Annotated in this window: 15 protein-coding genes; 8 read left to right on the top strand and 7 right to left on the bottom strand. The window is 59.3% G+C overall.

The annotated features are described in order from the left end of the window. Window positions 1-38 precede the first annotated feature (38 nt). The gene (cutC, locus tag KFZ77_RS11770; protein ID WP_264384297.1) at window positions 39-782 is read left to right on the top strand and encodes a copper homeostasis protein CutC; all 744 of its coding nucleotides are present in this window, start codon (window positions 39-41) and stop codon (window positions 780-782) included. A 94-nt stretch (window positions 783-876) separates the two neighbouring features. Here cutC and cmoB read toward each other — a convergent pair whose 3' ends face one another. The 5 genes from cmoB to KFZ77_RS11745 form a co-directional block, all read right to left on the bottom strand. Beyond that, a complete protein-coding gene (gene cmoB / locus KFZ77_RS11765; protein ID WP_264384296.1) occupies window positions 877-1,848 on the bottom strand; it encodes a tRNA 5-methoxyuridine(34)/uridine 5-oxyacetic acid(34) synthase CmoB in 972 nt (323 codons plus the stop codon). Beyond that, window positions 1,845-2,588, bottom strand: coding sequence for a carboxy-S-adenosyl-L-methionine synthase CmoA (gene cmoA / locus KFZ77_RS11760; RefSeq protein ID WP_264384295.1), 744 nt, complete (start codon window positions 2,586-2,588; stop codon window positions 1,845-1,847). Before cmoA ends, cmoB begins: the two co-directional genes overlap by 4 nt. A 39-nt stretch (window positions 2,589-2,627) precedes the next feature. Continuing rightward, window positions 2,628-3,023, bottom strand: coding sequence for an MAPEG family protein (locus KFZ77_RS11755; protein ID WP_031521201.1), 396 nt, complete (start codon window positions 3,021-3,023; stop codon window positions 2,628-2,630). Between the two features lie 73 nt (window positions 3,024-3,096). Further along, entirely contained in the window at window positions 3,097-3,930 is an 834-nt protein-coding gene (locus KFZ77_RS11750) for a DUF72 domain-containing protein (protein WP_264384294.1), read from the bottom strand. Beyond that, window positions 3,927-4,493 (bottom strand): hydrolase, encoded by a 567-nt coding sequence (locus KFZ77_RS11745; protein ID WP_264384293.1) that lies wholly within the window; start codon window positions 4,491-4,493, stop codon window positions 3,927-3,929. Before KFZ77_RS11745 ends, KFZ77_RS11750 begins: the two co-directional genes overlap by 4 nt. A gap of 265 nt (window positions 4,494-4,758) precedes the next feature. On the opposite strand from KFZ77_RS11745, the gene aspS reads away from it, so the two are divergent. From aspS to ruvB, 6 genes are all read left to right on the top strand, one after another. After that, complete coding sequence (aspS, locus tag KFZ77_RS11740; protein ID WP_264384292.1) at window positions 4,759-6,537, top strand: aspartate--tRNA ligase; 1,779 nt, start codon at window positions 4,759-4,761, stop codon at window positions 6,535-6,537. A gap of 1 nt (window position 6,538) precedes the next feature. Continuing rightward, entirely contained in the window at window positions 6,539-6,982 is a 444-nt protein-coding gene (gene nudB, locus KFZ77_RS11735; RefSeq protein WP_264384291.1) for a dihydroneopterin triphosphate diphosphatase, read from the top strand. Window positions 6,983-7,009: 27 nt separating this feature from the next. Further along, the gene (locus KFZ77_RS11730) at window positions 7,010-7,750 is read left to right on the top strand and encodes a YebC/PmpR family DNA-binding transcriptional regulator (RefSeq protein WP_031521208.1); all 741 of its coding nucleotides are present in this window, start codon (window positions 7,010-7,012) and stop codon (window positions 7,748-7,750) included. Window positions 7,751-7,787: 37 nt separating this feature from the next. Further along, a complete protein-coding gene (gene ruvC / locus KFZ77_RS11725) occupies window positions 7,788-8,309 on the top strand; it encodes a crossover junction endodeoxyribonuclease RuvC (RefSeq protein WP_031521209.1) in 522 nt (173 codons plus the stop codon). A 76-nt stretch (window positions 8,310-8,385) separates the two neighbouring features. Then, a complete protein-coding gene (ruvA, locus tag KFZ77_RS11720; RefSeq protein ID WP_031521210.1) occupies window positions 8,386-8,997 on the top strand; it encodes a Holliday junction branch migration protein RuvA in 612 nt (203 codons plus the stop codon). Window positions 8,998-9,005: 8 nt separating this feature from the next. Next, complete coding sequence (gene ruvB, locus KFZ77_RS11715; RefSeq protein WP_031521211.1) at window positions 9,006-10,016, top strand: Holliday junction branch migration DNA helicase RuvB; 1,011 nt, start codon at window positions 9,006-9,008, stop codon at window positions 10,014-10,016. Between the two features lie 40 nt (window positions 10,017-10,056). Here the strand turns inward: ruvB and znuB are convergent, their stop codons facing one another. Continuing rightward, complete coding sequence (znuB, locus tag KFZ77_RS11710) at window positions 10,057-10,842, bottom strand: zinc ABC transporter permease subunit ZnuB (RefSeq protein WP_264384290.1); 786 nt, start codon at window positions 10,840-10,842, stop codon at window positions 10,057-10,059. Next, on the bottom strand, window positions 10,839-11,594 hold the full coding sequence (gene znuC, locus KFZ77_RS11705) for a zinc ABC transporter ATP-binding protein ZnuC (RefSeq protein ID WP_031521213.1): 756 nt from the start codon (window positions 11,592-11,594) through the stop codon (window positions 10,839-10,841). Before znuC ends, znuB begins: the two co-directional genes overlap by 4 nt. 78 nt (window positions 11,595-11,672) lie before the next feature. Between znuC and znuA the strand changes: the two genes are divergently transcribed. Continuing rightward, on the top strand, window positions 11,673-12,605 hold the full coding sequence (gene znuA / locus KFZ77_RS11700) for a zinc ABC transporter substrate-binding protein ZnuA (protein ID WP_072001995.1): 933 nt from the start codon (window positions 11,673-11,675) through the stop codon (window positions 12,603-12,605). The last annotated feature ends 12 nt before the right edge of the window (window positions 12,606-12,617 follow it).

The following is a 12,617-nucleotide window of genomic DNA, read 5'->3' as shown; positions in this document are numbered from 1 at the left end:
AAAAGGCGACAACTGAAAAGGTTTTGCAGGAGAAAACAATGGCTTTGCTTGAGATATGTTGTTACGGCATGACGTGTGCCATCACCGCCGAACAGGCGGGTGCCGATCGCATCGAACTGTGCAGCGCGCCAAAAGAGGGCGGCCTGACGCCGTCGGCGGGCGTGCTGAAGGGCGTCAGGCATAACGTCACTATCCCGGTGCATCCCATCGTGCGTCCGCGCGGCGGTGATTTCTGCTACAGCCAGGCGGAGTTGAACACCATGCTCGACGATATCGCCTTTATTCGCGATCTGGGCTTTCCGGGGCTGGTGACTGGGATACTGAATGAGGATGGCGGGGTGGATCGGCAAAAAATGCAGGCGGTGATGCGCGCCGCGCCAGGCATGGCGGTCACCTTCCATCGCGCCTTCGATATGTGTGCTAACCCGATGATTGCACTGGAAGAACTGACCGATCTCGGCGTGGCGCGGATCTTAACTTCGGGCCAGCAGGCAAGCGCAGAGCAAGGTATTTCATTAATTACGGAACTAAAGCACCGATCCCGTGCTCCAATCATTATGGCCGGTGCAGGCGTACGGCTGAACAATCTGGAAACCTTTATCGCTGCGGGCGTGGATGAACTCCACAGTTCCGCAGGACGCTACACTTCCTCGCCGATGCGCTATCGCCACGCCGGGGTATCGATGTCAGCGGATGCCAGTGCGGATGAATATGCCCGCTACGAGGTTGACGCCGAAAGCGTCGCCGCGATGAAAGCCGCACTGACGCGGCCTGTTTCCTGAACGCCTGACGATTTTTACCGCGCATCATGTCGCCCATATGATGCTTGCTCGTACCAGGCCCCGGTCTTTTGCCGGGGCTTTTTTTATCGATGCGTCAGGGTTTGCGCGCGGTGAGCACGGCGCGCAGCGGGGCGGGGTAGCCTTCGATGGTTTTCAGACTGTCCTGCGGGTCGAGGAAATCGGCCAGCGATTCGGTCTTCATCCAGTCGGTGCGGCGCTGCTCTTCGGTGGTGGTGTAGCAGTGATCGGCGATGGTGACATCCACAAAACCACACTTCTCCAGCCAGTTTTTCAGCGCCAGCGCGGACGGAATAAAGTAGACGTTGCGCATCTGCGCATAGCGGTCACCCGGCACCAGCACGCGGTGCTCGTCACCTTCTACCACCAGCGTCTCCAGCACCAGTTCCCCTTCGCTGACCAGCTGGTTTTTCAGCTGCCAGAGGTGATCCAGCGGCGAGCGGCGATGATAGAGCACGCCCATTGAGAAAACGGTATCGAACGCGGCGAGCGCCGGAAGCTGCTCAATACCCAGCGGCAGCATGTGCGCCCGCTGGTCGTCGCCCAGCAGTTTACGCACCGCCTCGAACTGGCACAGGAACAGCTGCATCGGATCGATGCCCACCGCCAGTTTCGCCCCGGCACCGATCATGCGCCAGAGGTGATACCCGCTGCCGCAGCCGACATCGAGAATGGTGCGGCCCGTCAGCGGCTGAATGTGCGGCAGTACGCGATCCCACTTCAGGTCAGAGCGCCATTCGGTGTCGATATCCACGCCGTAGAGGGAATACGGCCCCTTGCGCCACGGCATCAGGTTACGCATCAGGGTGTCGATGCGCTGTACCTGACCTTCGCTCAGCGGCTGCGCTGCGTCAGCGGTAACGCTGTGCAGCAGGTCGAGGTGATGCGGGGTCAGTTCCGGCAGGTGTCCCACCGACTTCATCCACAGGCGGAACTGGCCGTGCAGCGCCTCACGCTGCCACTCCCCGAGCTGGGCCGGCAGGGTTTCCAGCCAGCCCGCCAGCGGACCCACAGCAATCTGCTGATAAAATTTTCCGAAGTCGATCATGCGCGCGCTCCGCCTTTCAGCGCCACCAGCGAACCAAAGTTAAAGCACTGGAACCAGAGTTCGCTGTGGGCGAAGCCGGCCTGATGCAGACGCGCTTTGTGCGCTTCCACCGAATCGGTGAGCATCACGTTCTCCAGCATGCTGCGTTTCTGGCTGATCTCCAGCTCGCTGTAGCCGTTGGCACGCTTGAAGTCGTGGTGCATGTCGAACAGCAGTTCGCCGACGGTGGCGTCTTCAAAGCTGAATTTTTCCGACAGCACCAGCGCACCGCCCGGCTTCAGCCCGGCACAGATGCGGGTTAACAGCGTCAGGCGGTCGTCCGGGGCGAGGAACTGCAGCGTAAAGTTGAGTACCACCAGCGAGGCGTTTTCAATCGGCACGTCGCGAATATCGGCTTCGATAACCTCGACCGGGGTCTGCGCTTTGAAGGCGTCGAGATGACGACGGCAGCGCTCCACCATCGCCGGAGAGTTGTCCACGGCAATGATTTTGCAGCCGTCATGATGAATGTTGCGCCGCACCGACAGCGTCGCCGCGCCCAGCGAGCAGCCGAGGTCATACACCTGGCTTGCCGGGGTAACGAAGCGCTCCGCCAGCATCCCGATCATGGAAATGATATTGGAATAACCCGGCACCGAGCGCTGGATCATATCGGGGAAGACTTCCGCTACCCGTTCATCAAAGGTCCAGTCGCCGAGACGGGCGATGGGTGCGGAAAATAGCGTGTCGCGATTGGACATGGCGTAATCCTGCGAAAAACAAAAGGGGCGTATTGTGCGCTAACGTAACGAGAAAACCAACTCCCACGGCATATACCAGAGGTTAGTCAGCACCATCAGCAACAGCGCGCACAGCGTGGCGCTCAGGCCGGAGCGACGCCAGCCGATCAGGTGATGCTGATAACCGTAGTACTGCATCAGCCGGCCGGCAATCAGCAGCAGTCCGCAGACGTGCACCATCCAGGTGAACGCGCCGTTCATCTCCATAAACAGCAGCAGCACCAGGGCGAGGGGAATGTACTCCATCGCGTTGCTCTGAATGCGCAGGGCGCTTTGCAGCTCGCTAAAACCACCGTCGCCGTAGCTGACGCGGTACTGGCTGCGCAGGCGCAGTACATCAATTGAAAACTTAACCAACAGCAGAGCGCCAAGCACGGCATAAAGCGCGCTTACCATAGAAACTCCGTTTAACAGCCAGGGTGGATGCGGGGGCTATGATAGCGTGCACATTACGCGCTGTCGCTAGTCGTCAGAAAAGAGAATCCTGGGCGGGGATGGCCGGCTCCGGGCCGAGCGAGGGCAGATGCTGACGCAGCGCGGGCCACAGGGTATGCACCAGCTCCGGTGCCTGGGCGATATCCGGCGTGTGCAGAAACAGATACGGCGTGGTGGTCTGCGTCCACAGGGCCAGCTTGCGCAGCCAGACGTCAAACAGCTCGACGTTTTGCGTCATGTTGTCGCTGCCGATAAAGCGCACCATCGGATGGCTGGCGGTAACTACCGCATGCACCGGCAATACCGGTTTTTTGCGCTGCGCCTCGCGGATCGCCTCGCTGTGTGGATTGGCGGCGTGTACCGGGCGGCTGTCGAGGATCACCCGGTTAACTCCGCGCGCGTACAGCCCGCGGTTGAGCGCCCGCTCTTCCTCGCCTTTGGTGAAAAACGCCCGATGGCGGACTTCCACCCCATAACTGAACGCGCCGGGCAGCCCATCAAGAAACGCCCACAGCGCCGGCAAATCTCGTGGCCCAAAGGTGGCCGGAAGCTGCAGCCAGTACTGACCGATGCGCCCGGCCAGCGGGTCAAGACGGGTAAAGAACTCCTGTGTCAGCGCCTCGCAGTTGCGCAGTGCCGCCTGGTGGGAAATGGTGGCCGGAAACTTAAAGCAGAAGCGGAAGTTGTCATCGGTCTGGGCATGCCAGCGCGCCACAATCTCCGCCTTTGGCAGCGCGTAGAGCGTGGTGTTGCCCTCCACACAGTTAAAGTGGCGGGCATACTCTTCGAGACCGGTAATGCCGAGCCGCACCCATTTCGGGTGCGACCACTGCGGCAATCCGATCCAGACGCGCGGGGCGGCACTCATAGCGCCGCCAGCAGCTCCGCGGTGCTACGGACTTTACCGATGCGCGGGAAGATATGGGTCATACTGCCCTGATGCTGTTCCGCATCCGCGGCGCTGCACGCATCTTCCACCACAATCAGGTTGAAACCCAGCTCCCAGGCGTTACGCGCTGTGGATTCGACGCCGATATTGGTGGAGATCCCGCACAGCACGATGGTGTCGATCCCGCGACGGCGCAGCTGCAGCTCGAGATCGGTGCCGTAAAACGCGCCCCACTGGCGTTTGGTGACTTCAATATCGCTGTCGCGGTTGCCCAGCGCCTGGGGGTACGTCCACCAGTTGTCCGGCAGCGCGTGGCCGCCCATCGGCGCGTCAACCGGCTGTCTGAGCGCATCACCGAAATCCGCCGACCAGCCTACGCGCACCAGCACCACCGGCGCGGCGTGGGCGCGAAATTTATCGGCCAGCTGCGCGGTACGGGAGACCACGTCGTCGGCGCTGTGCGGCCCACCGGCGAACGGTAAAATGCCTTCCTGAAGGTCAATCACTACCAGCGCGGTAGTTGCAGGATTAAAATCGGACATCGTCACTCCCTCTTTTTTGTTGTGAGCTGAGTACCTTACGCGTTTTATAAGGTATTGCTGTTTACTAAATTTGTTAATTTTTGTGAGAATGCGCAATAAGACGCGCAGCAAACGCGCTACCGTGTGGCTGCGGACTTATCGTGGACTGGAATTTCCAGTATAATAGCCGCCTTTTTTCATCAGTAGTGACATTCAGCTAAAGCTGCGACAGTGGCGCCTGTAAGCCAGGCGGCAAACGGCCTGTGGCTAAGTTAAGGGATATCTCATGCGTACAGAATATTGCGGGCAGCTCCGACTGTCCCACGTGGGGCAGCAGGTGACTCTGTCTGGTTGGGTCAACCGTCGTCGCGATCTCGGTAGCCTTATTTTCATCGACATGCGCGACCGCGAAGGTATCGTGCAGGTGTTTTTCGACCCGGATCGCGCGGATGCGTTCAAGCTCGCCTCTGAACTGCGTAATGAGTTCTGCATTCAGATTACCGGCACCGTACGTGCCCGTGATGAAAAAAACATGAATCGCGACATGGCGACCGGTGAAGTGGAAGTGTTCGCCACCGATCTGACCATCATCAACCGCGCCGAGCCGCTGCCGCTTGACTCCAACCAGGTCAACTCTGAAGAAGCGCGTCTCAAGTACCGCTACCTGGATCTGCGCCGCCCGGAAATGGCCCAGCGCCTGAAAGCGCGTGCTAAAATCACCAGCTTCGTGCGCCGCTTTATGGATGACCACGGCTTCCTCGACATCGAAACCCCGATGCTGACCAAAGCGACCCCGGAAGGCGCGCGCGACTACCTGGTGCCGTCCCGCGTGCACAAAGGTAAATTCTACGCGCTGCCGCAGTCCCCGCAGCTGTTCAAGCAGCTGCTGATGATGTCCGGCTTCGATCGCTACTATCAGATCGTAAAATGCTTCCGCGATGAAGACCTGCGCGCTGACCGCCAGCCGGAATTCACCCAGATCGACGTTGAGACCTCCTTCATGACCGCGCCGCAGGTGCGTGAAGTGATGGAAGATCTGATTCGCAAGCTGTGGCTTGAGATTAAAGGCGTGGACCTGGGCCAGTTCCCGATCATGACCTTCGCCGAAGCCGAGCGCCGCTACGGTTCTGACAAGCCGGACCTGCGGAACCCGCTGGAGCTGGTGGATGTCTCCGACCTGCTTACCGCGGTGGAATTCAAAGTCTTCTCCGGCCCGGCTAACGATCCGAAAGGCCGCGTTGCCGCGCTGCGCGTGCCGGGCGGTGCCCAGCTGAGCCGCAAGCAGATTGACGACTACGGCAAGTTTATTGAGATCTACGGCGCGAAAGGCCTGGCGTACATCAAGGTTAATGAGCGCGCAGCAGGTCTTGAAGGCATCACCAGCCCGGTGGCGAAATTCCTCAACGCAGACATCGTCGAGGCTATCCTTGAGCGCACTGGTGCGCAGGACGGCGACATGATCTTCTTCGGCGCCGACAAGAAAAAAGTGGTTGCCGATGCGCTGGGCGCGCTGCGCCTGAAGCTGGGGAAAGATCTCAGCCTGACCGACGAAGCCAAATGGGCGCCGCTGTGGGTGGTTGACTTCCCGATGTTCGAAGAGGACGGCGAAGGCGGCCTGAGCGCCATGCACCATCCGTTCACCGCGCCGAAAGACATGACGGCCGACGAGCTGAAAGCCGCGCCGGAAGAGGCGGTGGCTAACGCTTACGATATGGTGATCAACGGCTACGAAGTGGGCGGCGGTTCCGTGCGTATTCACCGCGGCGACATGCAGCAGACGGTATTCGGTATTCTCGGCATCAACGAGCAGGAGCAGCGCGAGAAGTTCGGCTTCCTGCTCGACGCCCTGAAATTCGGTACCCCGCCGCATGCGGGCCTGGCGTTTGGTCTGGATCGCCTGACCATGCTGCTGACCGGTACTGATAACATCCGTGACGTCATCGCCTTCCCGAAAACCACCGCGGCGGCGTGCCTGATGACCGAAGCACCAAGCTTCGCGAATCCGGCCTCCCTCGGCGAGTTGGGTATTCAGGTGATCAAAAAAGAGTCCCCGGAGAATAAGTAATATGCAGTATAAGCAACCCGTTTCGGTACTGGTGGTCATCTATGCCGAAGATACGAAACGGGTGCTGATGTTACAGCGACGCGACGATCCCGAGTTCTGGCAGTCGGTTACCGGCAGCCTGGAAGCGGGGGAGACCGCGTTGCAGGCCGCCGCGCGTGAAGTAATGGAAGAGGTCGCGATTGATGTGGCGCAGGAGCCGCTGAGCCTGGTCGACTGTCAGCGCACGGTGGAATTCGAAATCTTTACTCATTTGCGTCATCGCTACGCGCCGGGCGTTAAGCGCAACACGGAATACTGGTTCCGTCTTGCGCTGCCCCACGAGCGGCAGATTGTCTTTACCGAACATCTGACCTACCGCTGGGTGGACGCCGCGGACGCCGCCGCGCTCACCAAATCGTGGAGCAACCGGCAGGCGATTGAAGAATTTGTGATTAACGACGCCTGAACGGCGAGCTTTCTGGAGATATTTTTTATGGCAGGTCATAGTAAATGGGCCAACACCAAACACCGCAAAGCGGCACAGGATGCCAAACGCGGTAAGATCTTTACCAAAATCATTCGCGAGCTGGTGACCGCTGCGCGTCTGGGCGGCGGCGACGCCGGCTCTAACCCGCGTCTGCGTGCGGCCATCGATAAAGCGCTCTCCAACAACATGACGCGTGACACCCTGAACCGCGCTATCGCGCGCGGCGTCGGCGGTGATGAAGACGCGAACATGGAAACCATCATCTATGAAGGTTACGGCCCGGGCGGCACCGCCGTGATGGTCGAGTGTCTGTCCGATAACCGCAACCGTACCGTGGCGGAAGTGCGTCATGCCTTCACCAAAACCGGCGGCAACCTCGGCACTGACGGCTCCGTGGCGTATCTGTTCAGCAAGAAGGGCGTGATCTCCTTCGAAGCGGGCGATGAAGACACCATCATGGAAGCGGCGCTGGAAGCCGGTGCGGAAGACGTCGTGACCTACGACGACGGCGCGATTGACGTTTACACCGCCTGGGAAGAGATGGGCGCGGTGAAAGATGCGCTGGAAGCGGCAGGTCTGAAGGCCGACAACGCTGAAGTCACCATGATCCCGTCAACCAAAGCTGACATGGATGCGGAAACCGCACCGAAACTGCTGCGTCTCATCGACATGCTCGAAGACTGTGACGACGTGCAAGAGGTGTATCACAACGGTGAGATCTCTGACGAGGTCGCAGCCACGCTGTAATGGGTACGTTCACCAATAGCGTAACGGGAGAGGCGTGATGGCGATTATTCTGGGTATCGACCCGGGCTCACGCATCACCGGTTACGGTGTGATCCGCCAGGTCGGACGGCAGCTCAGCTACCTTGGTAGCGGCTGCATCCGCACCAAAGTTGACGATTTACCGTCCCGCCTGAAGCTGATTTACGCTGGCGTCAGTGAAATTATCACCCAGTTTCAACCGGATTATTTCGCCATTGAGCAGGTGTTTATGGCAAAAAACGCCGACTCGGCGCTGAAGCTCGGCCAGGCGCGCGGGGTGGCGATTGTGGCGGCGGTGAATCAGGATCTGCCGGTATTTGAATACGCCGCGCGTCAGGTAAAGCAGACGGTGGTTGGCACCGGCGGGGCCGACAAAAGCCAGGTGCAGCACATGGTGCGCACCCTGCTCAAGCTGCCGGCGAACCCGCAGGCGGATGCCGCGGATGCGCTGGCCATCGCCATTACCCATTGTCATCTCAGCCAGAATCTGGCCCAGATAAGCGAAACGCGGCTTAATCTGGCCCGGGGGCGGCTGCGGTAAAATTAAGGCTGGATGTTTATCCAGCCTTTTTTATATGATACGGGCAACTTTTTGCCGCGAAACGCAGGAGCGCATTGTGATAGGCAGATTACGAGGCACCATTATTGAGAAGCAGCCGCCGCTGGTGCTGCTGGAAGCATCAGGCGTTGGTTATGAAGTGCATATGCCGATGACCTGTTTCTATGAGCTGCCGGAGCTGGGCAGCGAGGCGGTGATCTTTACCCATTTTGTAGTGCGCGAAGATGCCCAGCTGCTGTTCGGGTTTAATAACAAGCAAGAACGCACCCTGTTCCGCGAGCTGATCAAAGTCAACGGCGTAGGCCCGAAGCTGGCGCTGGCGATCCTCTCCGGGATGTCGGCCCAGCAGTTTGTGAACGCCGTGGAACGTGAAGAGCCTGCCGCACTGGTTAAGCTGCCCGGCATCGGTAAAAAAACCGCCGAGCGTCTGGTGGTGGAGATGAAAGACCGCTTCAAAGGGTTGCACGGCGATCTCTTCACGCCAGCGGCAGATCTGGTGCTGACGTCACCGGCCAGCCCGGCGGTAGACGACGCCGAAGCAGAAGCGGTTGCTGCCCTGGTATCCCTGGGTTATAAACCTCAGGAAGCCAGCCGTATGGTGAGCAAAATCGCGCGTCCTGATGCAGACAGCGAGACACTGATTCGTGAAGCGCTCCGCGCCGCGTTGTGAGGTAAAGGATGATTGAAGCAGACCGCCTGGTCGCCCCGGGCAGTATTACCGCCGAAGAGGTCGCTGACCGTGCGATTCGCCCGAAGCTGCTGGAGGAGTATGTCGGCCAGCCGCAGGTGCGCTCGCAGATGGAAATTTTTATCCAGGCGGCGAAACTGCGTGGCGATGCGCTCGATCACCTGCTGATTTTTGGCCCGCCGGGGCTGGGAAAAACCACGCTGGCGAATATCGTGGCCAACGAAATGGGCGTTAACCTGCGCACCACCTCAGGCCCGGTGCTGGAGAAAGCCGGCGATCTGGCGGCGATGCTCACCAACCTTGAGCCGCACGACGTGCTGTTCATCGATGAAATTCATCGTCTGTCGCCGGTGGTGGAGGAGGTGCTCTACCCGGCGATGGAAGATTATCAACTCGATATCATGATCGGCGAAGGGCCGGCGGCGCGCTCGATTAAAATCGATTTGCCGCCGTTTACCCTGATTGGCGCCACCACCCGCGCCGGCTCGCTGACCTCGCCGCTGCGCGACCGTTTTGGCATCGTCCAGCGGCTGGAGTTTTATCAGATTGAAGATTTGCGCCACATCGTCAGCCGCAGCGCCCGCTATCTTGGGCTGGAGCTGAGCGAAGAGGGCGCGCTGGAAGTGGCGCGTCGTTCCCGCGGTACGCCGCGTATCGCCAACCGCCTGCTGCGCCGCGTGCGCGATTTCGCTGAAGTGCGCCACAACGGCGACATCTCCCACGAAGTGGCGGCGGCGGCGCTGGATATGCTTAACGTCGATGCGGAAGGGTTTGACTATATGGATCGCAAGTTGCTGCTGGCGGTGATTGATAAGTTCTTTGGCGGGCCGGTGGGGCTGGATAACCTCGCCGCCGCTATCGGCGAAGAGCGCGATACCATTGAGGACGTGCTCGAACCCTATCTGATCCAGCAGGGCTTCCTGCAGCGCACCCCGCGTGGACGTATGGCGACCGTCCGCGCCTGGAACCACTTCGGCATCACGCCCCCGGCGATGCCATAAAAAAAGCCCCGGTTAACCGGGGCTTTTTTGTCTCTGCGGCTCAGACCGCGCTTTTCTTCATCATGCTGAAGATAAACATCAGGGCTGCACACAGCACCACCGACGGCCCGGCAGGGGTGTCGTAGAAGGCGGAGAAGGTGAGGCCACCGGTAACCGCGACCATGCCGATCCCTACCGCAATGCCCGCCATCTGCTCCGGCGTGCGCGCAAAGCGGCGCGCGGTGGCAGCAGGAATAATCAGCAGCGAGGTGATGATCAGCGCCCCGACGAATTTCATCGCCACGCCGATGGTCAGCGCGGTTACCAGCATCAGCAGCAGTTTCACCCGCTGCAGCTTCACGCCATCCACAAACGCCAGATCCGCGCTGATGGTCATGGCCAGCAGGCTGCGCCACTGCCAGAACAGAATGCCCAGCACCACAACTACACCGCAGCCGATGGCGAGCAGATCGTCCGGCGTCACCGACAGCAGGTCACCAAACAGGTAGGCCATCAGATCAACGCGGATGTTCGACATCAGGCTCACCACCACCAGGCCGAGCGACAGGGCGCTGTGGGCCATAATCCCGAGCAGGGTGTCGATGGCCAGATGCGGACGCTTTTCCAGCCACACCAGCCCACCGGCCAGCAGCAGGGTAACGGCAATCACCGCATAGAACGGATTGACGTTCAGCAGCAGGCCGAAAGCGACGCCCAGCAGCGAGGCGTGCGCCAGGGTATCGCCGAAATAGGACATGCGACGCCAGACCACAAATGAGCCAAGCGGACCCGCCGCGCACGCGAGCATGATCCCGGCCAGCCAGCCGGGTAACAGTAATTCAATCATGAGTGACCATTTCCTCTGCGCAGAATAATACGACCTTCCAGATCGTGGCGGTGATTGTGGTGATGGCGGTAGATGCCGAGCTGTTCAGCGCCGCGCGGCCCGAACATGGAGATGAACTCCGGATGCATGGACACCACTTCCGGCGTACCGGAGCAGCAGATGTGCTGGTTCAGACACAGCACCTCGTCGGTTTTCGCCATCACCAGATGCAGATCGTGGGAGACCATCAGCACCGCGCAGTTAAGCTCCTGGCGCAGCTGGTTGATGAGATCGTAGAGCGCCACCTGCCCGTTGACGTCCACCCCCTGAGTTGGCTCGTCCAGCACCAGCAACTGCGGGCTGTTCAGCAGCGCACGCGCCAGCAGCACACGCTGGGTTTCCCCGCCGGAGAGTTTTTGCATCGGCGCATCCACCAGATGGCCGGCCTGCACGCGTTTCAGGGCAGGGAGGATGTCGGCTTTGCGGGTACCGGGGCGCAGACGCATAAACCGACTTACCGTGAGCGGCAGGGTGGCATCAAGGTGCAGCTTTTGCGGCACGTAACCGATGCGCAGCTGCGGACCCCGCTTGATAACCCCCGAATGGGGTGCTACCAGTCCCAGCACGACGCGTACCAGCGTGGATTTTCCGGCTCCGTTTGGCCCCAGAAGGGTGAGGATTTTGCCCGGCGTTAATTTCAGTGAGACGTCAGAGAGGACACGGCGTTGACCGAATACTACAGAGACTTTTTCGAGTTCAACCAGATTCGTCATAGGAATTTAAACATTGCACAAGTCAGCGGATGTTATAATATCACACCCCCCGCACTGATGAAGATGAAAAGACGCATTATGTTACATAAAAATACGCTTCTTTGCGCGGCGCTCGGCGCGGCGCTTACCGGTGGTGTTGCACTCAATGCTGATGCGGCTGTTGTCGCTTCGCTTAAGCCCGTGGGCTTTATCGCCGCCGCCATTGCTGACGGCGTTACCGACACCGAAGTCCTGCTTCCCGATGGCGCATCCGAGCATGATTATGCACTGCGCCCGTCAGATGTAAAACGCTTGCAGGGCGCGGACTTAGTCGTCTGGATCGGCCCGGAAATGGAAGCCTTCATGGAAAAGGCGGTGGTTCACATACCTGAGCAAAAACAAATCGCTCTGGCGGAACTTCCTGCGGTGAAACCGCTACTCATGAAAGGAGCGCACGACGATGAGCACGAGCATCATGATGGTGAAGATGAGGAAGAACATCATCATCATGGTGAATATAACATGCATATCTGGCTTTCGCCTGAAATCGCAAAAGCCTCTGCGGTTGCAATCCACGATAAATTAGTGGAACTTATGCCGCAACGTCGAGCCAAACTGGACGCCAACCTGAAAGAATTCGAGGCTGAATTAGCCCGAACCGATGAGCAGGTTGGTCGCGTGCTCGCACCGCTGAAAGGGAAAGGGTACTTCGTTTTTCATGACGCCTATGGCTACTACGAAAAACATTTCGGGCTGTCTTCCCTCGGGCATTTCACGGTAAATCCCGAAATCCAACCCGGTGCGCAGCGTTTACATGAAATCAGAACACAGCTGGTTCAGCACAAAGCCGAATGCGTTTTTGCTGAACCGCAATTCAGGCCAGCGGTCGTTGAAGCCGTTGCCAGAGGAACGCAGGTGCGAATGGGTACTCTGGATCCACTGGGAACAGCCATCGGTGTGAGCAAAGCGAGCTATATGCAGTTCCTGACTCAACTATCGAACCAGTATGCGAGCTGCCTGAAAGGAGATTAACGAGGAAGTGAA

Source organism: Siccibacter colletis, from assembly GCF_025914095.1.
Classification (GTDB): domain Bacteria; phylum Pseudomonadota; class Gammaproteobacteria; order Enterobacterales; family Enterobacteriaceae; genus Siccibacter; species Siccibacter colletis.
The sequence above is the reverse complement of the archived record's forward strand: the minus strand, read 5'-3'. Positions and strand labels throughout refer to the sequence as shown.